Source organism: Chitinophaga niabensis (assembly GCF_900129465.1).
In the GTDB taxonomy this organism is placed as follows: Bacteria; Bacteroidota; Bacteroidia; order Chitinophagales; family Chitinophagaceae; genus Chitinophaga; species Chitinophaga niabensis.
The window spans coordinates 1,786,351-1,811,680 of the sequence record NZ_FSRA01000002.1; the positions used below are offsets into that span (position 1 = coordinate 1,786,351).

General features: G+C 46.8%; 22 protein-coding genes. 21 read left to right on the forward strand and 1 reads right to left on the reverse strand.

The genetic code is table 11. The features are described from left to right. The first annotated feature begins 17 nt into the window (after positions 1-17). Genes BUR42_RS24560 through BUR42_RS24600 form a run of 9 tightly spaced genes read left to right on the forward strand, consistent with a single transcriptional unit; the run spans position 18 to position 9,821 of the window. Positions 18-1,640 carry a RagB/SusD family nutrient uptake outer membrane protein gene (locus tag BUR42_RS24560; RefSeq protein ID WP_074242205.1) on the forward strand — a complete coding sequence of 541 codons (1,623 nt, stop codon included), beginning with the start codon at positions 18-20 and terminating at the stop codon, positions 1,638-1,640. 39 nt (positions 1,641-1,679) lie between these two features. Continuing rightward, positions 1,680-3,059, forward strand: a complete 1,380-nt coding sequence (locus BUR42_RS24565; RefSeq protein ID WP_074242206.1) for a GH39 family glycosyl hydrolase — start codon at positions 1,680-1,682, stop codon at positions 3,057-3,059. Positions 3,060-3,068: 9 nt separating this feature from the next. Further along, a complete protein-coding gene (locus BUR42_RS24570) occupies positions 3,069-3,923 on the forward strand; it encodes an amidohydrolase family protein (RefSeq protein ID WP_074242207.1) in 855 nt (284 codons plus the stop codon). A gap of 8 nt (positions 3,924-3,931) precedes the next feature. After that, positions 3,932-4,906, forward strand: a complete 975-nt coding sequence (locus tag BUR42_RS24575) for a zinc-dependent alcohol dehydrogenase (protein ID WP_159442343.1) — start codon at positions 3,932-3,934, stop codon at positions 4,904-4,906. 4 nt (positions 4,907-4,910) lie between these two features. Beyond that, a complete protein-coding gene (locus tag BUR42_RS24580) occupies positions 4,911-6,062 on the forward strand; it encodes a mandelate racemase/muconate lactonizing enzyme family protein (protein WP_074242209.1) in 1,152 nt (383 codons plus the stop codon). Between the two features lie 3 nt (positions 6,063-6,065). After that, a complete protein-coding gene (locus BUR42_RS24585) occupies positions 6,066-6,824 on the forward strand; it encodes an MBL fold metallo-hydrolase (protein ID WP_074242210.1) in 759 nt (252 codons plus the stop codon). Positions 6,825-6,835: 11 nt separating this feature from the next. Continuing rightward, a complete protein-coding gene (locus tag BUR42_RS24590) occupies positions 6,836-7,501 on the forward strand; it encodes an RraA family protein (RefSeq protein WP_074242211.1) in 666 nt (221 codons plus the stop codon). Next, entirely contained in the window at positions 7,498-8,208 is a 711-nt protein-coding gene (locus BUR42_RS24595) for a PIG-L deacetylase family protein (RefSeq protein WP_084185806.1), read from the forward strand. The genes BUR42_RS24590 and BUR42_RS24595 overlap by 4 nt, the downstream gene beginning before the upstream one ends. Positions 8,209-8,216: 8 nt before the next feature. Continuing rightward, on the forward strand, positions 8,217-9,821 hold the full coding sequence (locus tag BUR42_RS24600; protein ID WP_159442344.1) for an SLC5 family protein: 1,605 nt from the start codon (positions 8,217-8,219) through the stop codon (positions 9,819-9,821). Positions 9,822-9,825: 4 nt separating this feature from the next. Here the strand turns inward: BUR42_RS24600 and BUR42_RS24605 are convergent, their stop codons facing one another. Further along, positions 9,826-10,275 carry a DUF4293 domain-containing protein gene (locus tag BUR42_RS24605; RefSeq protein ID WP_074242214.1) on the reverse strand — a complete coding sequence of 150 codons (450 nt, stop codon included), beginning with the start codon at positions 10,273-10,275 and terminating at the stop codon, positions 9,826-9,828. A 115-nt stretch (positions 10,276-10,390) separates the two neighbouring features. Here BUR42_RS24605 and BUR42_RS30225 point away from each other — a divergent pair, with 115 nt between their 5' ends. From BUR42_RS30225 to fabF, 12 genes are all read left to right on the forward strand, one after another. Then, positions 10,391-12,700 (forward strand): NADP-dependent malic enzyme, encoded by a 2,310-nt coding sequence (locus tag BUR42_RS30225; RefSeq protein ID WP_074242215.1) that lies wholly within the window; start codon positions 10,391-10,393, stop codon positions 12,698-12,700. Between the two features lie 48 nt (positions 12,701-12,748). After that, positions 12,749-13,780 carry a hypothetical protein gene (locus tag BUR42_RS24615; RefSeq protein WP_074242216.1) on the forward strand — a complete coding sequence of 344 codons (1,032 nt, stop codon included), beginning with the start codon at positions 12,749-12,751 and terminating at the stop codon, positions 13,778-13,780. 30 nt (positions 13,781-13,810) lie between these two features. Beyond that, on the forward strand, positions 13,811-14,554 hold the full coding sequence (locus BUR42_RS24620; protein ID WP_074242217.1) for an MlaE family ABC transporter permease: 744 nt from the start codon (positions 13,811-13,813) through the stop codon (positions 14,552-14,554). Positions 14,555-14,576: 22 nt separating this feature from the next. Next, positions 14,577-15,395 carry an ABC transporter ATP-binding protein gene (locus BUR42_RS24625; RefSeq protein WP_074242218.1) on the forward strand — a complete coding sequence of 273 codons (819 nt, stop codon included), beginning with the start codon at positions 14,577-14,579 and terminating at the stop codon, positions 15,393-15,395. A gap of 85 nt (positions 15,396-15,480) precedes the next feature. Beyond that, entirely contained in the window at positions 15,481-16,353 is an 873-nt protein-coding gene (sucD, locus tag BUR42_RS24630; protein WP_074242219.1) for a succinate--CoA ligase subunit alpha, read from the forward strand. 72 nt (positions 16,354-16,425) lie between these two features. Next, complete coding sequence (locus BUR42_RS24635) at positions 16,426-17,406, forward strand: NAD(P)/FAD-dependent oxidoreductase (RefSeq protein WP_074243200.1); 981 nt, start codon at positions 16,426-16,428, stop codon at positions 17,404-17,406. 54 nt (positions 17,407-17,460) lie between these two features. Further along, the gene (gene aspS / locus BUR42_RS24640; protein ID WP_074242220.1) at positions 17,461-19,209 is read left to right on the forward strand and encodes an aspartate--tRNA ligase; all 1,749 of its coding nucleotides are present in this window, start codon (positions 17,461-17,463) and stop codon (positions 19,207-19,209) included. A gap of 181 nt (positions 19,210-19,390) precedes the next feature. Beyond that, positions 19,391-19,894 carry a glucosaminidase domain-containing protein gene (locus tag BUR42_RS24645; RefSeq protein ID WP_074242221.1) on the forward strand — a complete coding sequence of 168 codons (504 nt, stop codon included), beginning with the start codon at positions 19,391-19,393 and terminating at the stop codon, positions 19,892-19,894. A 49-nt stretch (positions 19,895-19,943) separates the two neighbouring features. Beyond that, positions 19,944-21,287 (forward strand): SGNH/GDSL hydrolase family protein, encoded by a 1,344-nt coding sequence (locus BUR42_RS24650; RefSeq protein WP_074242222.1) that lies wholly within the window; start codon positions 19,944-19,946, stop codon positions 21,285-21,287. Further along, positions 21,262-22,395, forward strand: coding sequence for a GDSL-type esterase/lipase family protein (locus BUR42_RS24655; RefSeq protein WP_074242223.1), 1,134 nt, complete (start codon positions 21,262-21,264; stop codon positions 22,393-22,395). Before BUR42_RS24650 ends, BUR42_RS24655 begins: the two co-directional genes overlap by 26 nt. Before the next feature lie 5 nt (positions 22,396-22,400). After that, positions 22,401-23,888 carry an MBOAT family O-acyltransferase gene (locus BUR42_RS24660; RefSeq protein ID WP_074243201.1) on the forward strand — a complete coding sequence of 496 codons (1,488 nt, stop codon included), beginning with the start codon at positions 22,401-22,403 and terminating at the stop codon, positions 23,886-23,888. Positions 23,889-23,981: 93 nt separating this feature from the next. Further along, on the forward strand, positions 23,982-25,244 hold the full coding sequence (fabF, locus tag BUR42_RS24665; protein ID WP_074242224.1) for a beta-ketoacyl-ACP synthase II: 1,263 nt from the start codon (positions 23,982-23,984) through the stop codon (positions 25,242-25,244). The last annotated feature ends 86 nt before the right edge of the window (positions 25,245-25,330 follow it).

Here is a 25,330-nt window from a genome sequence, read left to right on the forward strand (position 1 = left end):
CCAATAAAAAAGCTGATATGAAACGTCAACTTTTAGTTATAACATTAATGGCATTCACCTTTTTCTCCTGTAAGAAATTTCTGGAAGTAAATCCAAGAGATCAGGTGTCTGATGGAACGCTTTGGGAGAATACAGCCAATGCAGACCTTTTCCTGAATGATATCTACGCATCTGTTCCCAGCACAGATGTCAGTGATCCCTGGGAGAATTATTCCGATAATTCCATGAACGGACAGGCAGGAAGGATAAGCACTAATATCTATGGCCCTTCCATTTATACACCCAGTAATGCACCCGGCTTTTGGGGCCAATACACCAATATCAGAAAGGCAAACCTGTTTATTGCTAAAGCAACTGCTTCCAAATTACCGGAAGCATGGAAAAAAACAAGAATTGCTGAAGCACGGTTCCTGCGCGCCTATTTCTATTCTCTCTTATGGACTTACCATGGCGGTGTGCCCATTATCAAGGAAGTGCTGAACCTCAAAGAACAGGGTGAAGAAGTTTTCAGAGCACGTAATACAGCCCAGGAAACATTTAACTTCATTACCACCGAACTGAATGAGATCGCACCTGACCTTGATGTAACGGCAGAGTCCGGAAGAGCAACCAGGGGCGCTGCACTCACACTAAAAGGTTCCTGCGAGTTATTTAATGCAGGTGCTTTACACAATCCCACAAATGATAAAGCAAAATGGGAGCTGGCTGCCACTACATTTAAAAAAGTGATAGACCAGAATACTTATAAACTCTTTGCTGATTACAATACGCTCTTCTTTGAAGAGAACAATAATAATGTGGAAGTGATCTTCAGCCGGCAACATCTCGGCGGTACCAGTCTGGCTAATTCCCGGGATGGACAGATAGGCCCGCGTTTTGTAAGGGGAGCATTAACAGGTTGGGGGCATGTGAACCCTACACAGGATGTTGTGGATGAGTACGCCATGGCCAACGGCCTGCCTATTACTGATCCCGCATCAGGTTATGACCCCCAGAAACCTTATGAGAACAGGGAGAAAAGGTTTTACCAGTCTATTGTATACGATGGTTCTACCTGGCTGGGTGATGTGATGATCATGAAACAGGGTGTTGGAAGTTTGAATGCCACAGACCTGAATAACAGCAGCATTTCCACCAGGACCGGTTATTATATCCGCAAGGGCATCAACCCCAAATATGCAACCGCTTCCAATAACCTGAACAGCGCGAACTGGATCATTTTCCGGTATGCGGAAGTATTGCTGAGTTATGCGGAAGCAAGAAATGAAGCTACCGGTCCTGATCAGTCTGTATACGATGCCATCAATGCTATCAGGAAAAGATCGGAACTACCGGACCTTACGCCCGGTATGAACCAAAACCAGCTGCGTATAGCTATCCAAAGGGAAAGAAGGGTAGAGTTGGCCTTTGAAGACAAACGGCTGCCAGACCTGCTGCGTTTAAAATTAGCAGAAGTGATCCTGAATAATCCCGTACATGCTATAAAGATTGAAATGGTGAATAACGTATGGGTATACACTATCGTACCTGCTGGTGGAGGTAATCGCGCTTTCTTCCCCAATAAGAATTATTTCCTGCCCATTCCGCAATCAGCAATGGACAAGAACAGCAAACTGGTTCAGAATCCGAATTATTTATAAGTGCGGGCATGTTTTATTATATTTAAGAAGCCTAATTATATGAAACATTGGACGAGAATAGCAATCATAGTAAGCATCATCAGTAATGCTGCTATTGCACAGACAACGGTAAACGTGGACTTTTCAAAAGAACTCGGCCCTATGAAAATAGAGCAGATGGCTTTAGGCCAGGGAGGCCTTTCTGAAGAGCCGATGTTAAGTAAACGTATTCCTGAGATCAGGGCATTGCACCCTGCCATCATCCGGCTTTTTGTGACGGATTATTATGATGTGCTGCCTGAAAAAGGGAAATACCACTTTACAACGCTGGACAGTATGATCACTAACATACTGCAGACCGGTGCCAAACCCTTCATGAGCTTTTGCCTGAAACCAAGGACATTCTTCCCGGTCATAGATCAGGATATAGTAGAGCCGAACGATTACCAGGGCTGGGAACAGTTTGTATATGACGTGGTACGACATTATGTAGATAAGGGAACCGGAATAAAATATTGGGAAGTAGGAAATGAAGTAGATATAGGAGAAGACGGCGGCACACCCTACCGGTTTAAACCGGAAAGTTATGCACGTTATTATAAACATACTGTAAGTGCCATATTACGCGCGGACCCCACTGCAAAAGTAGGGGGGCCCGCATTGGCGAATTATAGATCACCGATCCTGCCTGAACTGCTCCGTGTTTGTTCAGCAGAAAAACTGCCATTACATTTTGTGTCCTGGCATAATTATAACAACAGCCCAACCTTCATCAGAAGCCAGATAGAATATGTAAAGGAAATGCTGAAAGGCCACCCTGATCTGCATCCGGAAACCATTATGAACGAATGGAACATGCACCTGTTCAACCCCCCGCTGGATCCAAAGTTTCAGCCATGTTTTATCACAGAAACTATCTGGCAGATGAAAGATGCAGGATTGGACTGGTCTTGTTACTACCAGATCAAAGATTGGTACGTGAACTATGAAACCTTTGCAAAGATCTTCTCTGCACATGGCGCTGCTTTTATGAGCCGCTGGTGGAACCGTCAGGCACAATTCAGTGGACTCATAGATTACCAGGACCATGTACGCCCTGCCTACTTTTCTTTCAAATTATTATCCCGTTTGGCAGGGCTGCAATTAGAACTGAATACGAACAGCAAAACAGTACACGGCTTTGCCACACATGACCCAAAGTTGCAGATGCACAATATGCTGTTATGGAATTTCTCGGAACAGGCTGTAAAAGTAAAAGTGCAATTGAAAGCGCTTCCCAAAGATATGCAGGTACGCCATATTGTACTCGATGCGGAAGGAGGAGGAGATGATGAAAACCAGCGCCTGCGCCCTGATCCTTTCGAGAAAATTAAAAAGGGCGATCAGTTGGTAGAAGTAACGTTAAAACCATGGGCAGTACACTACTGGTCGTTCGAATAGATATAAAATATGATTGTAGACATTCACACGCATGTTTTCCGGCCTGATACAGATTTTGGCCCAAAGTTACTGGCCGATATGAAGCGCTGTAATATAGATCCAACTATCTGGAGGGGACTGGGTGAAAAACATCTGGAGAGCACAAAGGCTGCGGATGTGGCCATTGTGTTCGGTTTGCAGGCATCAGCAACAGACTGGAATATTCCTAATGATATAGTGGCAGCGCATGTAGCGCTTGCGCCACATCGTTTGTTGTTCTTTGCATCTATAGATCCTGCATTACCTGATTTTATGGAAGAGCTGGAAAAATGCCACCGGCAGGATGGTGCGGTAGGCGTGAAAATGTCCCCCTTATATCAGGATGTACATCCCGGCGATCCAAGATGTTATCAGATCTACCGCTATTGCGAAAAGCATGGTTTGCCGATCCTCTTTCATGCCGGTACTTCATTTGTAAGCGGCACACCGCTGGATTATTCCCGCCCTGTGCATTTTGATAAAGTAGCAGTGGATTTCCCGGAACTCAGAATGGTGCTGGCACATCTGGGCCATCCCTGGGAAGGAGAAACCATTGCTGTTATCCGCAGGCATGCAAATGTATATGCAGATCTGTCTGCATTATATTACAGGCCATGGCAGTTCTATAATTCCATGCAATTGCTGGTGGAATACCGCACGCATGAAAAAGTATTGTTCGGATCTGACTTTCCGTTCACTACCACCGCAGATTCAATAAACGGTGTGCGCAACATAAATCACATACTGGCCAACAGCGGCCTTCCATCCATCCCCCAAGAAGTAACGGAGGGTATCATACACCGGAACACACTGGAGTTATTAGGTTTACCTGATCCTGGAAAATGAAACAAAGTATGCAGGCATTACAAATGAAAGGGTTGAATACACTGGTGAAAACAGAAGTACCCGTTCCTGTTCCGGGAGCCGGAGATGTATTGATACAAACATTGGCCGCAACAATCTGCACTTCAGATCTGCACGATCTGAAAAGCAATCCTTTCGGCATCACCTATCCAAGAATACTTGGGCATGAAGCCGTTGGAATAATCGTAGCCTGTGGCCGGGAAGTAAGGAATTTATCGCTCGGTACCCGCGTAGCGGTACATCCTGTTGTTCCCTGCGGTAAATGTGAGGAGTGTAAAAGAGGATTGGCACATATCTGTTCCAATATGGGGCATCTTGGATATGACAGAGATGGAAGTTTCGCAGAATACTTTACACAAAGAGCGGATAGGGTGATCCCTTTACCTGAAAATGTATTAAATGCTACAGGCACATTACTGGAACCGGTGGCAGTTTGTTTACAGGCCATAGCCCGCGCAGGTGATATAAAAGGGCGCACTGTATTAATTGCAGGAGATGGCCCTTTTGGAAATATCATCGCCCGCCTGGCCAAAAGAGCAGGTGCAGCACGTGTGATCGTAACAGGTAAAGTGCCGTTCCGTTTGCAAAGCATCCCGGATGTTGAAATACCGGATGCTGATCCGGTGAGATGTGTGGACGTGGCTATATTAGCCGTTAGCTCACAGGATGCGCTGGCCACTTGTATGAAAGCCCTTCGCCCTCGTGGCAGACTGGTTGTTTTCAGTGCACTGAAAGACCCCGTGGCAATTGATCTGTTCGCACTTCATTTATCTGAATTAGAGATCGTAGGCGCCTGTAATGATGAAGACCGGATGGAAGAAGCATTGGAATGCCTGCAGGACGAAACATTAAACTTAGCAGACATCATCACACACCAGGTACACTTTGAAAACTGGGAGGAAGCATTTTCTCTTGTTCGGTATAAGCACGATAAAGCATTAAAAGTAGCTATCATTTTTAACTGATCGCATGAAAATAACAAACGTAGAAGCATTTATACTGCAATCGCCATTTGAGATCCGTTCTCCTGAAGGCAGTGATGAAGCAAGAGGTGTAAAACATTGCCTGCTACTGAAAGTAAGCACAGATGAAGGTATTACAGGATGGTCTGATGTGGAAACATCTCCGCATGTAGGAGAAGCAGTTGTTAATGCACCGGAAAGCGGAGCAGGTGTATTTGAAGGATTACGATCGCTTGTGATAGGAGAAGATCCTTTCGATGTGGAAAGATTATGGGATAAGATCTACCGGGGCACTATTTATTTCGGAAGAAGAGGTGTGGCCATGCAGGTGTTATCCGGATTTGATATTGCCTGTCATGATATTATCGGAAAAGCCATCGGTCACCCTATCCACAAGGTCCTCGGCGGCGCAAGACGGGATAGGGTGAGAGCTTATGCCTCCACGCTTTTCCGCCCAACCATAGAAGCTATTAAAGATGCCTGCGCATTTTACCTGCAACGTGGCTTTACCGCTGTGAAGTTTGGCTGGGGTGTTTTCGGGCAGGACCGTAAACAGGATATAAAACTGGTGGCCGCAGCAAGAGAAGCGTTGGGGCCTGACGTGGAACTAATGGTAGATGCCGGCTGGATGGTGAACCGCAGTGCATACGATGCCATTGAACTTTGCAGAGCACTGGAACCCTACAATATTTTCTGGCTGGAAGATTTCCTGCATCCGGAATGTTACGAGGGGTATGCAAAAACCAAAGCCGCAGGCGTAAGAACAAGACTGGCAGCAGGGGAGCAGGAAGCTACTGCATGGGGGTTCAGGGAACTGATCAACAAAGGTGGAATAGATGTGATCCAGCCGGACCTTACCCGTTGCGGCGGATTCACGCAGGCAAGGAAGATCATCTGGGAAGCAGAATATGCAGGCATTGATGTATGCCCGCATGCATGGTTAACAGACCTCCTCACTGCAGGAAGCCTTCATTTAAATGCCGTACTGCCAAGATCACTTTTCCTGGAATACAATGTCAGCGAAAATCCCATGCTCACGGAAATAATCAGGAACCCGGTACAAATGGATAAGGATGGGTACATCGCAGTGCCCAATGGGCCTGGATTAGGAATAGATATAGACGAGAAAGCAGTTAAACGCTTTTGTGTAAACCTGTAAAACATGAGATCAATTCTTGAACATATACTCTCTCCCTCCCAAGCTGCCATATGGTGGCTGGGGCAGGCAGGTTACGTCATCCGGGCTTTGGAACTAACCGTAGTGATAGACCCCTATCTCTCAGACTCCGCAGCAAATGGGGCACAGGAATTTTCGCGTTTGTATCCTGCACCTGTCCAACCGGAAGATCTCATGGCTGATATTTACATCGTCACACATGATCACCTCGATCATCTCGATCCGGGTACACTTTCCGAATATCAATACAAACTGGATACCTGGTTTGTAGCGCCATCGCTGGCTGCAAAAAAGCTGATAAGCCTCGGTATTCCTGAAAGCCGTATAACAGTCATCAATGTGGGAGAAAGTAAAACCATCCAGGGCCTTGAGATCAACGGCATCTTTGCGCTCCCTACCGGTCCGGATGTTTTAGACACTACTGGGTATCATATGAAATTTGCCAATGGCAGGAATGTGTATCATACCAGCGATACGCAGTTTCATCCGCTCTTAGTAGCTGCAGCACCTCAGAAGCCTGAAGTGATGATGGTACCGGTGAATGGAAAATGGGGCAACCCCGGTCCTGAGCAGGCTGCGGAACTATCATACGCGCTGCAGCCAAAATTTGTGATGCCTAACCACTATGATATGATGGCGTTAAATGCAGAGAACCCGGAAGTTTTCAAATGGTTCTGCACTAAAATGAATATGCAGGAACAATGTATTATTCCTGAACGAATGCAACCCTTTGTATGGAGCTAAAAACAACAACAATGAAACTTAACGACGAAGAGAAATTTGCCTGGATAAGAGAACACCTGTATGTTCCACTTGTTTGTGATGTACTGGATAGCCTTGGTTATAGGAATCAGGCCATGCACCAGCGTTTGCGGCCTCTGGATGCAGATAATTGCATCATTATCGGAAGAGCAAGAACGCTGCGTTGGATGGAAACAGATTATGTGGAAGCCGATGCTTACACCACAGAAATAGAAGCGGTGGATTCTCTCAGTAAAGGAGATGTAGTAGTGCATTCTACTGACTTCGGTTCTACCAATGCACCATGGGGTGAATTAATGAGCACCATCGCCAAACGCAACGGTGCCGTAGGATGTATCTGCGACAGCATGATAAGGGATTGCCGCAAGATCATGGACATGAACTTCCCCGTGTTCTATGGCGGTATCCGCCCGCTGGATAGTTTGGGAAGAGGGCGTGTGATGGCTTATGATGTTCCTGTGCGCTGTGGGGATGTGGTGGTGCATCCGGGAGAATTGATCTTCTCCGATTTTGATGGTATTGTAGTAATACCCCGCGAAGTAGAAGATAAAGCATTGCAACTCGCTTTCGAAAAAGGATCTAAAGAAGATCAATCCAGGAGAGACCTGTTGAACGGGGATTCCTTAAGAACAGTATATAACAGATACGGCGTATTATGATGAATATACTTTGCGTAGCAGCACATCCTGATGATATTGAAATACTCTGCGCCGGAACATTGGTCCGTTACGCACAGGAGGGCCATAAAATAACTTTCGCCGTTTTCACCAGCGGGAACATGGGCGATACGTTCATACCACCGGAAGAACTCGGGAAGATAAGAGAAAAGGAAACCCGCGAAGCTGCTGCTATCATTGGCGCAAAATTGATCTGGGGAGGTGTGATGGATGAACATGTTTTCCCGGATCAGCAACAAAGGCATCTGATGATAGACATCCTCAGGGAAGCTGATCCCGATGTGATCTTCACCCATTCTCCCAACGACTATCATCCGGATCATCGTTATGTAAGTCAACTCGTATTTGATTCTTATTTCCAGAAGGGTCTGCCATTTATCCCAAACCAATCGAAACCTGCCTGCCGTTTCGGCCAGGCACAGCTGTATTACATGGATAACCTCGGCGGCATCGGGTTTATACCATCTGAGTACGTGGATATCAGCAAGGTGTTCAGCATAAAACAACAGATGCTCGCCTGCCATAAAAGCCAGGTACAGGCCATGCAGCAACTGGCAGATACAAACCTCGCTGAAATGGTAGAAGTACAAGCCCGTTTTCGTGGGCTGGCCGCAGGATGCCGTTATGCAGAAGGGTTTACAAGATTGGATGCATATCAGCGGGGATTAACCAAAAGGGTCCTCCCATAAACAACAGCATGGAAAAATTTCATCTCTCATTAATAGATATTTTGATCATCACCGCAGAAACATTGCTGGTAGTGGTTATTGGTTTACTGGCTGCCAGAAAGGTGAAGCGTACCACACAGGGATATTTCCTTGCATCGGGCAACATGCCCTGGTACCTGATCGGTGCTGCATTTGTATCCACCAGTGTTTCCAGTGAACAGATCGTAGGAACAATAGGGGCAGCCTATAAAGGTGGTATGGGTATTGCAAACTGGGAATGGTGGAGCCTGCCTACCTATCTGTTGATGATGATCTTTTTTATTCCGCTCTACCTGCGTAATAAGATCATGACGGTGCCGGAATTACTGAACCGCAGATTTGGCCCGGCTTGTGGTGGTATTTACAGCATCGTGATCCTCATAGGATATATTTTTGTTTTCCTTCCGCCAGTGATCTATGGCGGCAGTATCACCCTCAGTGAATTAACAGGCTGGCCGCAGCATTATGTAATGGCAGGCATTATATTAGTTACTGCCAGTTACACGCTGGCAGGAGGCTTGAGTTCAGTGATGTGGACAGATGCCATTCAATGCATCATGCTCATAGGCGGTGGCGTGATATTTTACTTTGTAGCATTGGATAAGATACCCGGTGGCTGGGATGCCATGGTAGCTGCTGCTCCGGACAGGTTTCATCTCTATCAGCCACCATCTGATCCGGAAGCCCCTTTCTTAAGTTTGATCCTCGCTTCTTTTGGTGTATTCCTCTTTTATCAGTCTTCCAACCAGGTAATGATCCAGCGCATCCTTTCAGCCCGTAGCAAATGGGACGGAATGATGGGCCTTATTTTCTCCGGGTTCATCAATATCGTACGGCCACTGGTGACCTGTTTATTGGGATTGATCGTTTATCACTGGCTGGATGTGATGCACCAGGGACCTTCTCTTTTACCCGATGACCAGGACCGTGCATTCCCTGTAGCATTACAGCTCTTTGCGCCTTCAGGACTGAGAGGCATTATATTAGGCGGTTTTTTTGCTGCCGTGATGGCCAGTGTGAGTGCCCTTTCAAATAGTGTGGCCACCATTTTTTCATTGGATGTATACCGCCGTTTCTGGAGAAAAAATGCGGGAGACAGGGAGCTGATCATTACAGGCCAGCTCTCAGGAGGGGCTGCTTTATTGATCTCTTCCCTGGTAGCACCATTGGTAGGTACGGTGGGCCTGTTCAAATATTTTCAGACAGGCGTAACATATATCGCCACACCTTTTATTGCTGTGTTACTGATGGGCATCTTCTGGAAAAGGGCCAGTTATGGCGGAGCTATTGCAGGATTGATAGGAGGTGTGATCATTCAGATCTTACTGGCTGTTGCACTATTTGCCATGAACATTAATCTCCACTGGCTTTATGCAGGAGCCATTGCACAGGTGCTCACCATGTTACTGATAGCGGTGGTATCTGTTTATACAACAGCCCCGCAACCGGAACAGGTGAAACCTTATATCTGGAATATTAGCTGGCTGCGTACCCTGGGAGACGGAGAAGTTAAACGTCCCTGGTATCAAAGCCTGAAGCTCTGGCTGGCATTGTATGCGCTGGCCTGGTGTTATATTTATTGGAGGTTCTGGTAAAATATTATCTCAGCCTGTCCAGGGACTTGATCAGCTTCTCATCTTTATAGATACCTCTTGCAGCAAGGAACAGCGCCACCAGTGTAACCACCGGTAAAAATGCCGCCGGCAGGTAAGTGGCAGAAATAATGGTAGAACCATCATTCATCAGCTTGTCCGCCAATTGCCCCACTTTTACATATTGCAGTATGATAGCCCCTATTGCCAGCAGGATATTGATCACTGTCAGGCGGAATTGCAGTTTCCTGTTCTTATACAGGAAAATGGTGATCAGGGAAAGCAGGATGCTCACCATCACAATAATAAATATCAGATAGCTGGAGAGCGCATTGAAATATTCTTCACTGGCGGTAACCCCTTTCATCAATTTAGCTTTCCACAGGTTAAAATAACCCATACCCGCGCTTGAAAGTGCGGCGAGTAATAAAAAAAGGCTCTGGATGCGTTGTATCATGATATTTGTGATATGTTAACAGCGTAAAAGTAAATAATTATTGCGAACCTACACGAACGTAATAGAAACCGTTCCTCTTATAGTTCGTATATTGCAGCCCCAACAACAATCTTAAATGGCTAAAAAACTGAATAAGCAGGATGCCCTGGATTATCATGCTATGGGCCGCCCCGGTAAGATAGAAGTAATACCTACGAAGGACACAAAGACCCAGTGGGACCTTTCCCTGGCTTACTCCCCGGGAGTAGCGGAGCCATGTAAGGAAATTGCCCGCGATGTGGAGAATGTATATAAGTATACCGCAAAAGGTAACCTCGTAGCCGTAATCAGCAATGGTACGGCTGTTTTAGGTTTAGGCAATATCGGTCCCGAAGCCGGGAAACCTGTAATGGAAGGAAAGGGTGTACTCTTCAAGATCTTTGCAGACATCGATGTATTTGATATTGAATTAAATACAACAGATGTGGATGAATTTGTGCGGGTGGTAAAAGCCATGGAACCTACTTTCGGCGGCATCAACCTGGAGGATATCAAAAGCCCGGAATGTTTTGCCATAGAAGAAAGGCTCCGCAAAGAACTGAAGATCCCTATCATGCACGATGACCAGCATGGTACGGCCATCATTTCCAGCGCTGCTTTGCTGAACGCCCTGGAACTGGTTAAAAAGAAAATAGAGAAAGTAAAGTTCGTGATCAACGGAGCCGGCGCTGCTGCTATGGCCTGCGTGCGTTTATATGTTTCCCTTGGTGCAAAACCGGAGAACTTCATCATGTTTGATAAAGATGGGGTGCTGAACAAACAACGTACAGACCTGGACGACATGAAACTGGTTTTCGCCACCGGCTCAAAAGTTACCAACCTCACTGAAGCCCTCAAGGGCGCAGATGTTTTTGTTGGTTTGTCTGTAGGGAATGTGGTAACACCTGAAATGGTGAAGAGCATGGCCAAACACCCCATCGTATTTGCCATGGCTAATCCTGATCCTGAGATCACATGGGATGCTGCTATCTCTGCCCGTAACGATGTGATCATGGCCACCGGCCGCTCTGATTATCCTAACCAGGTGAACAACGTATTGGGCTTCCCTTATATCTTCCGTGGTGCGCTGGATGTAAGGGCTACCCAGATCAACGAGGAGATGAAACTGGCTGCTGTACATGCTTTAGCCGATCTTGCCAAATCTCCTGTGCCGGATATTGTGAATATGGCATATAACGAACGGAACCTGGTTTTCGGACCTAATTATATTATTCCCAAACCACTGGACCCACGTTTGCTCAGTACCGTAGCGCCTGCAGTAGCAAAAGCTGCAATGGACAGCGGTGTGGCACATGCGCCTATCACAGACTGGGATGCTTACAGGGAAGTATTGAATGGCCGCCTTGGCCTGGATAATCAGCTGTTCCGCGTGATCGGATCGAAAGCCCGCAAAGACCCACGCCGTGTGGTATTTGCGGAAGCAGATAATATCAAGATCCTCAAAGCTGCACAGGTGGTGAACGACGAAGATATCGCCATTCCCATCCTGCTCGGAAATGAAAAGAAGATCCGCAGCCTGATGCACGAGAATAGTATTGAAATTGACGATGTGGTGATCATAGATCCGAAAAGTGAGGAAATGGCTGATAAACGCCATCACTTCGGGGAGCTGTTCTTTGAAAAACGCAAACGCAAAGGCTTTAACCTTTACGAAGCCAAAAAGATCATGCGCGAGCGTAACTATTTTGGTTGTATGATGGTGGAAACAGGAGAAGCGGATGCGCTGATCTCCGGTTTAACACGTAAATACCCTGATACCATCAAACCTGCCCTGCAGGTGATTGGTATGGAAGAAGGAGCGAAACGTGTAGCCGGCATGTATATCATCAATACTAAACGCGGCCCGCTCTTCCTGGCGGATACCACCGTAAACCTCAATCCCACAGTGGAAGAGCTGGCAGATATCACTTTGCTTGTTGCAAAAGAAGTGCGCCAGTTCAATATCACTCCCCGTATAGCCATGGTCTCTTATTCCAACTTCGGTTCCAGCGCCACGCCGGAAGCCCAGTTAATGAGCCAGGCCCGTGAGCTCGTGAAAAAGAAAGATCCCACTTTAATAGTGGATGGTGAGATCCAGGCTGCCATGGCTTTCAACAAAGAGATCTTAAAAGACAACTACCCGTTCTCCGAACTGATAGACCAGGATGTGAACGTACTCATCTTCCCCAACCTGGCCGCAGGTAACGTTGCTTACAACCTGCTCCAGGAAGTAGCCGGCTTCGATGCTATCGGGCCTATCCTGCTGGGAATGAAAAAACCCGTGCACATCCTGCAGCTGGGTTCCACGGTAAGGCAGATCGTGAACGTAGTGCTGATAGCAGTAGTGGATGCACAAACGAAATGCTACAAAGCAGAGGAAGGGAAGAACGGAAAGAAAAAGAAATAAATGATAGAAGCCGGTCTGTAAGACCGGCTTTTCTTAACTTCGGGGATCATGCAATCCATCTCCCGCAAAAAAATATTCTTCCCGCTCAACCCGGCTTTCAGAAAATACCTGAAGCTGTACGAACGGGAAGTGCCATTGCCCATTTCTTACGAGGAGCTGAAATACTATGATAACGGCATCCCCGTATACGATAAACAGGGCAAGGATACCCTCTGGGAGTCTGTGTTCTACCCGCAGAGCATGACACCTTCCATCCACGCGGGCCTCAAACGCATCTACTCCATCCTCAAGGCAGGAGGGGACCAGACGGCGGAAGAACACTTGCACATCGAAAGGATCGACTATTGCACTTTCGGTAATTCCCATCCCTTCCGCATTAAGATCGTCAACAACTTCAACGAGGTGTACGATTATTTTTATATTAAAATTGCGGACGCCTCCCGTATTTACGGCCTGGAGCTGGAACATATTTTGTCCCCTTTCTGGATGAACTTCCTTGTAGATGGCAATACATTGGTGGAAGAACACATTGCCGGCGTACCCGGCGATCAGTTTGCGAAAGATTACATGAACCGCCCGGAATTTAATCCCAAAAGGATCGCCAAAGAATTTGTGAAGTTCAACGAACGCTGTTTTGTACGGTTACTGGGGGATATGCGTTCCTATAATTTCATCTTCGATATTACGCCAGACTTTGATGATGTGCAGTTCCGCATACGTGCCATCGACTTCGACCAGCAATTCTATGAAGGAAAGAAAACCCTCTATATGCCGCAGTTCTTCAAGGAAAACAGGGTGTTTGTAGAGCTGGCCATGAAACACCTCAATGCAGAGGTGGTGAAACAATACCAGCAGGAAGAACGTTCCCTCATTGCCCGCCGTATTAAAGTACAGCGCCACCGGATCAAAGATCTCCGGGATGTGATCATGACGGACCGGGTTTCTTTCCCTGAAAAGATCGCCCGCCTGGGAGAAGAACTGGCACAACATTATCATGATCCCGTATTTGCCAAAAGCAAAACCATGGGAGAGATCATAGAAAGAAGCCTGAAACGTCTGCTGGTAGATAGCCTGCGTTAGATATGTTAAATCCGTTATCTTTGAAAAGTTATGGAGTTTAAATTGTTTTACCATTTTGGCAGGTTCCTGCTGATGCTCAAAGGAATGTTCACCCGGCCGGAGAACATGCGGATGTACTGGAAAGAATTGATGCATCAATGTGTAGAGATCGGCGTAGGGTCGGTAGGGATAGTATTTATTATCTCTCTCTTCCTGGGTGCTGTAACCACCGTGCAAACGGCTTACCAGCTTACCAGCGGGCTTATTCCCAAATCCACTATTGCACAGATCGTACGGGATACCATGATCATAGAACTGGCCCCCACCATGGTTTGTATCGTATTAGGCGGGGTAGTGGGTTCCAAGATTGCGTCTGAGCTGGGAAATATGCGGATCTCTGAACAGATAGATGCACAGGAGATCATGGGCATCAACACAAAGGCTTACCTGATCTTCCCCAAGATCCTGGCCTCTCTTATTACCATTCCTGCCCTCGTGATCATAGCAGCTTTCCTGGGTATCTGGGGAGGTTTGCAGGCTGGTAAACTAAGCGGCATTATCTCTCATGAAGAATTTATGCAGGGCCTCCGCGCTTCGTTCGATGGATACAATGTGTTCTTTGCCCTGAGTAAATCTTATACCTATGCCTTTATAATATCCAGCATCCCGGCTTATTATGGATATAATGTTACCGGTGGCGCATTGGAAATAGGCCGCGCCAGTACTACTTCCGTAGTAGTGAGCTGTATCCTGATCCTGTTCGCCGATTACATCCTGGCAGCTATCCTGCTTTAAAATTCAAACTGGAAGAAGAGATATGATAGAAGTGATCAATATTCGCAAAAGCTTTGGAGATAAAACAATCCTTCAGGACGTTTCCGTTAATATGGAACCGGGAAAAACCAACCTGATCATTGGCGCCAGCGGTAGCGGAAAAACAGTATTGATGAAATGTATGGTAGGCCTGATCGAAGTGGACAGTGGAAAGATCAAGTACGATGGCCAGGACTTTACCGCCATGGACGATAAAGAAAAGAAACCCATCCGCCAGGAAATAGGCATGCTGTTCCAGGGTTCTGCCCTTTTTGACAGTATGACCGTGGAACAGAACATCATGTTCCCGCTGGACATGTTCTCCAAAGAAAAATATAAGGTCCGGATGAAGAGGGTGCAGGAATGCCTGGACAGGGTAAACCTGAAAGATGCCAATAAAAAGTTCCCCGCCGAAATAAGCGGCGGGATGAAAAAGCGGGTAGGGATTGCCCGTGCTATTGTACTGAACCCCAAATACCTCTTTGTGGATGAGCCCAACTCCGGTCTCGATCCCCAGACTTCCCTCGTGATCGACAAGCTCATCAAGGATATTACCGTAGAATATAACATTACCACCGTGGTGAATACCCATGATATGAACACCGTAATGGAAAGCGGCGACCATATTATATATATGCATCAGGGCCTCAAACAGTGGGAAGGTAGCAATGAAGATATTATCTTCGCGGACGATCAGAAACTGAACGATTTCATCTTCGCCTCCGAATTCTTCCAGGATATCAAGGAGATGCGCAAAACGGAAATGTTCAGGGACAAGGGCTGGAGGACTAAAAAGGATGGGGAAAACTCCTCCCGGACTTAATCCTTTTGTTTTTAACCTTTATCCGTTATTTTTGCCCCACCTTAGAATCAAAGGATCAATAAAACAATTAAATAAATCAAGCGCGATGAGTGTTTTAGTTAATAAGGATAGTAAAGTGATTGTGCAGGGATTTACCGGTACTGAAGGTACTTTCCATGCCACTCAAATGATTGAGTACGGTACCAATGTAGTAGGTGGCGTAACGCCCGGTAAAGCTGGCAAAAGCCATCTGGATCGTCCTGTATTCAATACAGTGGCCGATGCCGTAAAAGAAACCGGGGCAAATGTATCCATCATTTTCGTTCCTCCGGCATTTGCCGCAGACGCTATCATGGAAGCCGCTGATGCAGGTGTTGCACTGGTAATTTGTATTACCGAAGGCATTCCTGTACAGGACATGGTAAAAGCTAAAAATTACCTCGTAAACCATAAAACCCGCCTGATCGGGCCAAACTGCCCTGGTGTGATCACTGCAGACGAAGCAAAAGTGGGTATCATGCCCGGTTTTATCTTCAAAAAAGGCCGTGTAGGTATCGTTTCCAAATCCGGTACCCTCACTTACGAAGCTGCTGACCAGGTTGTGAAAGCTGGTCTCGGTGTTTCTACAGCTATCGGTATCGGCGGAGACCCTATCATTGGTACACCTACCAAAGAAGCCGTGGAACTGCTGATGAATGATCCTGAAACAGATGCCATCATCATGATCGGTGAGATCGGTGGTAGCATGGAAGCAGAAGCTGCTTACTGGATCAAGGAAAATCCCCGCAAACCTGTTGTAGGTTTCATCGCTGGCCAGACTGCCCCTCCCGGCCGCCGTATGGGTCACGCCGGTGCTATCGTTGGTGGTGCTGATGATACTGCCGCTGCAAAAATGAAGATCATGCGCGAATGTGGCGTTCACGTGGTAGACAGCCCTGCTGATATCGGAAAGAAAATGGCAGAAGTACTGAAAAAATAAGGTACTGCTGATAAAATAACGATCCCCGTTACCATTGGTGACGGGGATTTTTTATAGACTACTTTTGTGCCGGTGAATTACGATTATATAATAATAGGACAAGGTATTGCAGGTACCATGCTCAGCTGGTTCCTCCGGAAAGCAGGGCAACAGGTACTGGTATATGATGATGCCCTGCCCAACAGTGCTTCGCGGGTAGCCGCAGGGATCATCAATCCTGTTTCCGGCAGAAAGTTTGAAACCGCCTGGCGCTACGACACCATCTTCCCCTTTGCTGAAAACACCTACCATGAAATGGAAGCCACATTGGGCATAACCTGTTTTCATGAACGGCTGATCCATAATATCTGGCCCTCAGCGCAGATGGAGGAAGCATTTAAGGAAGCTATGAAAACCAGCCCCTATTTATTAGGACCGGCATTCGTAAAAGGCGCAAATATTCAATTAAATACACTGCTCCCTGCATGGCGCAAACGGCTCAACGTAAAGGAAGAACATTTTCATGCCGCTGCAATAAACATCACTGCAACCGGCATTGAATATAAAGGCATCAATGCCAAAGCCGTTATCTTCTGCGAAGGAGCACAAAGTCCCGCCAATCCTTACTGGAGAAAGCTCAAGTTCCTTCCCAATAAAGGAGAAGCACTGATCATAAAAGCCCCGGAGCTCAAAACCAGCAACATTATAAAGAAAGGAAACCTCACAATAGTGCCTATGGGAGAAGATCTTTACTGGGCAGGGGCTACTTTTTCCTGGGATTATACAGATGCCTTGCCCAGTGAAACCGCAAAAGCCACATTGGAAGCCAGCCTGCAAACCATCCCCCACGAAATCATAGACCACATCGCAGCCATTCGTCCATCCGGGCCAGACAGGCGGCCACTGGTAGGAATGCATCCCCATCAGCCACACATCGGTATTTTCAATGGAATGGGTTCCAAAGGCTGCTCCCTGGCTCCCTGGGCTGCCGATCAATTCGTAAAACACCTCCTGGAAGCTGCACCATTACAGCAGGAAATAGATATTAAACGGTATTTTAATGCTTTACGGTAGATTTTCAGGCGTTCATATCTTATCTTTGACCTCCTTATTAAATAGAATAGTATAATGTACAGATCGCACACATGTGGTGAATTGCGCATAGAACATGTAAGCCAGCCGGTTAAGCTGGCTGGATGGGTGCAAACCGTTCGCAAGTTTGGAAGTATTACATTCGTAGACTTACGTGATCGTTATGGTATCACGCAGTTGTTATTCCCGGAAGCACTGAACCCTCAGCTGCAAAATCAACCCCTGGGCCGTGAATTCGTGCTCCAGGTAAGTGGTACCGTTACTGAGCGTTCCAGCAAAAATAAAAATATCCCTACCGGCGATATCGAGATCACCGTATCGGATTTTCAAATACTCAACGGTTCCAAAACCCCGCCCTTCACCATTCAGGATGATACGGACGGTGGTGATGAACTGCGTATGAAATACCGCTACCTGGACCTCAGAAGGAACCTGGTAAAACAAAACCTGACCCTCCGCTACCGCGTGAACCGTTCCGTACGGAACTTCCTGGACAGCCGCGGCTTCATGGATATAGAAACACCTTACCTCATTAAATCCACCCCGGAAGGTGCGCGCGATTTTGTGGTGCCCAGCCGTATGAACGATAACCAGTTCTACGCCTTACCCCAATCCCCGCAAACTTTCAAACAACTGCTGATGGTGAGCGGTTACGACCGCTACTACCAGATCGTAAAATGTTTCCGGGATGAAGATCTGCGCGCAGACCGCCAGCCGGAGTTCACACAGATCGACTGTGAAATGAGCTTCGTGGACCAGGAGGATATCCTGCAGAACTTCGAGGAAATGACCAAACACGTTTTCCAGGAGATCAAAGGGATCACTTTTAACGAACCCTTCCCCCGCATGACCTGGGACGATGCCATGAAATATTACGGCAACGATAAACCGGATATCCGTTTTGAAATGAAACTGGTAGACCTCGGTGAAACCGCCCGTGGCAATGGTTTCAAGGTATTTGACGAAGCAGAGCTGGTAGTAGGGATCAATGCTGGCGGTTGCAGTGAATACACCCGCAAGCAACTGGATGAACTGACCGATTGGGTAAAACGTCCCCAGATCGGCATGACCGGCCTTATCTATATAAGGTATAATACAGATGGTACGCTGAAAAGCTCCGTAGATAAATTCTTTAACGAACAAGCCCTGCAACTGTTTGCAGATCAGTGCCAGGCTAAACCAGGCGACCTGATCCTCATCCTGGCCGGTAAAGAAGAACGCACCCGCAAAGCCATGAGCGAACTTCGCCTGGAAATGGGTGAGCGTCTTGGTTTCCGTGATAAGGATGTATACAAACCTCTCTGGGTTATTGACTTCCCGCTGTTTGAATACGCAGAAGAAGATAACCGCTGGGTAGCCCGTCACCATCCATTCACAGCTCCCAAACCAGAACACATTCACCTGATGGACGACCTGAGCCAATATGCAAAGATCAAGGCCAACGCTTATGATATTGTATTAAATGGCACAGAGATCGGTGGAGGTTCTATCCGGATCTTCCAGAGGGACCTGCAGGAAAAAATGTTTGCCGCATTGGGTATGTCCAAAGAAGAAGCCAGCCATAAATTTGGTTTCCTGCTGGGGGCCTTTGAATATGGTGCACCGCCACATGGTGGTATTGCCTTTGGATTTGACCGTTTCTGCTCTCTCCTGGGTGGCAGCGAAACCATCCGCGACTTCATCGCTTTCCCGAAAAATAACTCCGGAAGGGACGTAATGCTGGATGCGCCAAGTGAGATTGACCAGGTGCAACTGGACGAGTTAAAACTTTCTCTCCTGAAATAATAGAGTGATTATCAAATATTTAGGCGCTGCGGTGAAGGATCACCGCAGCGTTTTTTCATTAAGATCGGTGTTAAATTATGACGGATTAACATATCAAAAACAATTCATGTATCCGAAATGACCTAATTTTACACCGTGTTAGTGAAATCCCTGTGCCGATTGGTCCACTTAAAGAAACAGCATGCTTTTAAGACAAGTGATGCTTTCCGGTCTCCTTGCTTCCAGCCTGGTATCGGTAGCACAAAAAGCCCCCAAAAAGTACCTGAAGGAGTATGAACCCGTGGCAGTTAACCTGATGAGAGAAACCGGTATACCGGCAAGTGTAATTTTAGGTGTTGCAATGTTGGAGTCCGGCGCGGGCACCAGCAGAAATGCCAAACTCCTGCGCAACCATTTTGGGATCGTAGGAAGGAACAACCTCGCAAAGCGGGGAGAAACGTATCGTTCAAAGTATCGTGAATATCAGACAGACACCGCCTCATACCGGCATTTTGTGAAATTGATCCAGAAACGTAAATGGTATCCCGGCATAAAAGGCAATGAAGATTATAACGTATGGATCGCCAAACTGAACGCCTCCGGTTATTCTACCGCAGAGCATGTTTGGGTAAACCGGGTAACGGCTATGATTAAACGTTATAAATTATATGAGCTGGATGATGAATTAAATCTTGCAAAACAATAGCTTTGCAAAGTTTTACGTTACGAGAACGTATACACGCAGCTGTTAAAATATGTCATCCGGAAATAAACATCCCTATCCTTTCATGATCGTCCTGGGCACGCTATGTTGCCTGGGGGTATTATCATTGATCAATAATTCTTTTTCTTTCGGCAATCATAATACCCGCCCGCTGGACATCCTGGCGGACCTGAAAAAGGAAGAGCAGGCTCCGGAACCTGAAACAGCAAACATCCCGGCTACTGTCAAAAAAGACTCCACAACCGTTGCCGCCACTATGGCGCCGCCAATAGACTATGCCACCTATCCCGGTATCATAGAATACGGTGACCGTAACTCCGGCATGCGTTCTTTCGTGAATGCCCTCAAAGCCCTCAGGGCAGGGCAGCGAAAGAAAGTACGCATCGCTTATTTCGGAGATTCCATGATAGAGGGAGACCTTATCACGCAAGACCTGAGAGACAGTCTCCAGCATTATTTCGGGGGAGAGGGTGTTGGTTTTGTACCAGCAACCTCTGTTGTATCCGGCTTCCGTACCTCCATCCGGCACAGCTTTTCCGGGAACTGGATGGATTATCATTTTAAGAATATCCCCCCAAAGGGCACAGAACTGGGTATCTCCGGTCACGTGTTCTTACCTGCCGCACAAAGTTGGGTAAGGTACCAGCCGGCTGACAAAGAAACATTTGAAGAAGTAAGTTTATTATATGGCTCTGGAGGAGGAGAGGTAATGATCAACAATAAACCCCTCCGCCTGGATGGTAAGAACAGTCTTAACGCTAAATCATTTATTTCAGACTCCACCCAAAACTCCCTTACCCTGCAATTCAAAACCAGCACCCTGTTCTATGGTGCCTGTTTTGAAAGCCCCGCCGGCGTGTTCCTGGATAACTATTCCTTCCGTGGCATCAGTGGTATTGAACTCGGAAAGCTGAGCAAAAACATGTGGATGCAGATGCAGTCTGTTCGCCCATATGATCTTATTGTGCTGCATTACGGTGCCAATGTGTTATTCCTCCCGGAGAATACAAAATTCGACTGGTACGAAAGACCTATGGTGAAAGTAGTGGATTCCCTGCGCCAGCTCTTCCCCAACACTTCTTTCCTCATCGTAGGTACAGCAGATAAAGCATACAAAAAGAAAGGTAAATACGTGACCGCCCCCGGTGTAAAAGCATTGATGAAGATCCAGCATAATTTTGCAGAATCAAGAGGCATGGCTTACTGGAACCTCTTTTCCGCTATGGGTGGAGAAGGAGCCATGGCACGCTGGGTAGAAGGAGATACCACTTACGCCAATAAAGATTATACCCACTTCAACTTCCGCGGAGCGTCCAAAATAGGCGGTCTGTTATATAAAGCGATCATGGATGAATATAAGCAGGAGCAGTTGTAGGATCTTAGTATGCATCCTCATAACCTGCAGCGCCAGCGCGCAGCAGAAATTTTTGTATAACGACACCTGCCTGTATCCTTTCTTTGCATACCTGCAGGATAAAGGAACAGCAAAGGTATTCCACCTCGGCGACTCTCATGTACAAGCCGGTTTTCTGCCCAACGCAGTAGCAGCCGGCCTTAAAAAGAAATTCGGAGATGCCGGCACCGGTTGGGTATTCCCTTACAACCTGGCAGGTACCAACGGCCCTGATAATTACAGATGGAGCAGTAATATAAGATGGAGTGCAGACAGGATCGTAGACCGTAACATTTCTGCATGGCCCGGCCCCGGAGGGATAGCGATTGCAGGAAATAATCCTGTACTCACCTACACTGGCCAGAACATCACAGAAGTAAAAGCCTTCTTCAAAGAAGGCACCGCAGAAATAAACGATGGAGAGCTGACACAAGAGGATGCCGGTTTTGGCAAGGCCGCTTTAATCCGCTTCCATGGCCCGCAAACCACTTTCAGCTTAAGATGGCCTTCACAAACTGTTCGTTTTTATGGAGCCATCGTATACAGTGGTGATCCCGGTATCTTGTACAATAGTATTGGCATCAACGGCGCACAGTTCATGCATTACAACCAGGACGCTGCCACCATCCCAACACAGATGGCTATCCTGGAACCGCAGCTGGTGATCATTTCCCTGGGTACCAATGAAGCTTTCGGCGGCGTTTCCGCAACACAGCTTCGCCAGGAGATGGACAAAACAGTAACAGCCATCAGAGAAAATGCACCAGAAGCAACCATTCTCTTCACCACCCCGCCATCAGGTATGATGAAGAAGAGGCAGGTGCCTTATAAAAAGAAAGGAAAAACACGGTACCGCATTTCTTACGTCAGTAATTCACAGGTAGCAGTGATCAGGGCAGAGATGATCCGGTTCTGTAAAGACAATGATATCGCCTGGTGGGATTTTCACGAAGTGATGAAGGCAGATAAGAATTTTGCCCGCGGCTGGAGCCAGGACCATGTACATTTTAACGCATTCGGATATACCCGGCAGGGCAACTTATTGTATGATGCCATCATAGCCAGCTGGGAGAAATGGCAGCAAAAATAGAACCTATGTCCTTTTTTGAGAACCTGATAGCCCAGGTACTGTACAACCCGGAAGAACCCATTCTGTTCAACAGCGCATTCTTCCTCTTTTTCTTCGCCGCTTTCCTATGCTGCTATCAGTTGGTTAGGAAGAACGAAAGGGGCAGGGTATGGGTGTTCACTTTATTCTCTCTATACTTCTTTTATAAAGCCTGCGGCGCATACGTAGGCCTGGTAATACTTTCCGCTATTGTAGACTTCTATCTCAGCAACCGCATTCACGCGGAAAAAGAAGAACGCACCCGTAAAACCTTACTCTGGTTCAGCATCCTCATCAATATCGGCATGCTGTTCTATTTTAAGTACACAGACTTCTTCATCAATATGATTAATGGTGTCAGCAACGGCCACATCAGTCCGCTGAACCTATTGCTTCCCATTGGCATTTCTTTTTACACCTTCGAGAATCTCAGCTATACCATAGATGTATACAGAAAGGAGATAAAACCTGTGGATAATTTCATGGACTATCTTTTCTTCCTTTCCTTCTTCCCCAAGCTAATGATGGGGCCCATTGTGCGGGCAGCAGATTTCATTCCCCAGATCAAACAGCCCTACAATATAAACCAGGAGGATGTGGGCAAAGGCATGTTCCTCATACTGGGCGGCCTTTTCAAAAAAGTAGTGATCTCAGATCTCATCTACCAGAACTATGTACAATACATCTTTGACGATCCCTCCCGTTATACCGGTATAGAATGTTTGTTTGGTGTTTATGCCTATGCACTGGTGATCTACTGTGATTTCTCCGGGTATTCAGATATGGCCATTGGTATTGCCCGCTGGATGGGATTCAAAATACCACCTAACTTCGATAAACCTTATAAAAGCAGCTCCATCACTGAATTCTGGCGGCGCTGGCATATCTCTTTGTCTTCCTGGTTGCGGGATTACATCTATATACCATTAGGTGGTAACCGCAAAGGAAAGGTCCGCCAATACGTAAACCTTATGCTCACCATGCTGATCGGTGGTTTCTGGCATGGCGCCAGCTGGAACTTTATTTTCTGGGGAGGTGTACACGGTGGAGCATTGGGATTGGACAAACTATGGAGCCAGTGGAACAAAAAGATCGCCTGGTTCAAAGCCACGCCTGTAAGGGCCAGGCTCTGGAAAATAGGTGGTGTGTTATTCACTTTCCATTTAGTTTGTTTCTGCTGGATCTTCTTTAAAGCGGCTACCTTCGGCGGCGCCTGGGACCTTATCCACCAGGTAACCTTTAACTTCCAGGGGCATTTATTCTTCCAGCTGATGGGAGCATACCCACAGGTGTTCCTGTTAATGGCTATTGGTTATATACTGCATTTCCTGCCGGATGTGGCAGAGCAAAAACTGGAATTCCGCCTCGGGAAACTGCCAGTGTGGGGAAGTGTAGCCGTGCTGGTACTCTTTATCTGGTTCCTTGCACAGGTAAAATCCCTGGAACCCATGATCCCCATCTATTTGCAATTTTAATGTGTATAATAATTTATTCTCATGCGTATGCGTAATCCTGATAATAAGTAACTAACTTTGCGTCCTTAACTTTTGTCATTCAAAGTAAATCTTATGCGTACTGTTACACTGAGGAGAGTCGTGATCACCGGAATGGGAGCTATCACACCGATCGGTAATGATGTAAATACGTTCTGGAATAACATGAAAGCCGGAATGAGTGGCTCGGGCCCTATCACAAAGTTCGACCCCACAGAATTCAAGACTAAATTTGCCAATGAGTTAAAGGGACTGGATATTGATGCCTTCATTGAAAAGAAGGAAGCGCGTAAGATGGATACCTTTACGCAATACGCTATGGTTGTTGCGAAGGAAGCTATTGAAAATTCAGGAGTAGACCTCAACACGGTAGACCGTACTAAGTTTGGTGTGATCTGGGCTTCTGGTAACGGTGGTATGCAAACCTTCGAGGACCAGATCATCGAGTTTGCACAAGCCAACTTTGTTCCTAAGTTCAACCCCTTCTTTATTCCTCGCCTTATTTCTGATATCGCTGCAGGGCAGATCGCTATCAAATATGGCCTGATGGGTATTAACTATTGTACCGTATCCGCCTGTGCCTCTTCAAACAGTGCACTGGTAGATGCCTTCAATTATATTCGTCTTGGTAAAGCCAACATGATCGTTGCCGGAGGTTCTGAAGGACCGATCACCCGTGCAGGCATTGCAGGTTTCAATGCCCTCAAGGCATTGTCTACCCGGAATGAAGATCCCATGCATGCTTCCCGTCCTTTTGACGTAGAGCGCGATGGATTTGTAATGGGCGAAGGCGCAGGCGCACTGATCCTTGAAGATTATGAGCATGCCATGAAACGTGGTGCCACTATCTACGGAGAAATGGTAGGCGGTGCCATGAGCTGTGATGCATATCACCTCACAGCCACACATCCTGAAGGATTAGGCGCACAGCTGGGTATGAAAGAAGCCCTGGATGATGCAGGACTTTCTATCACAGATGTAGATTACATCAATGCCCACGCTACTTCCACACCGCTGGGTGATGTAAGTGAACTGAAAGCCATCAAAGCTTTATTCGGCGACCACGCAAAGAACATCAATATCAGTGCAACTAAATCCATGACAGGTCACCTGTTGGGAGCAGCTGGTGCTATTGAAGCCATTGCCTGTGTGAAAGCCATCCAGGACGATATTGTTCCGCCAACAATCAATACCACGGTATTAGGAGAAGGCATTCCCGAAGATCTGAACCTCACACTCGGCCAGGCGCAAAAACGCGTGATCAATGTAGCGCTCAGTAATACTTTCGGTTTCGGTGGCCACAACGCTATTGCAGCTTTCGCGAAGTTTAAAGGATAGTTTTTCTTAGATATTATAGACCGGGCCGGAGTTTTTCGGCCCGGTTTTTTTATGTAGCCAACATCAGTTCATTACTCAGCCGCCGT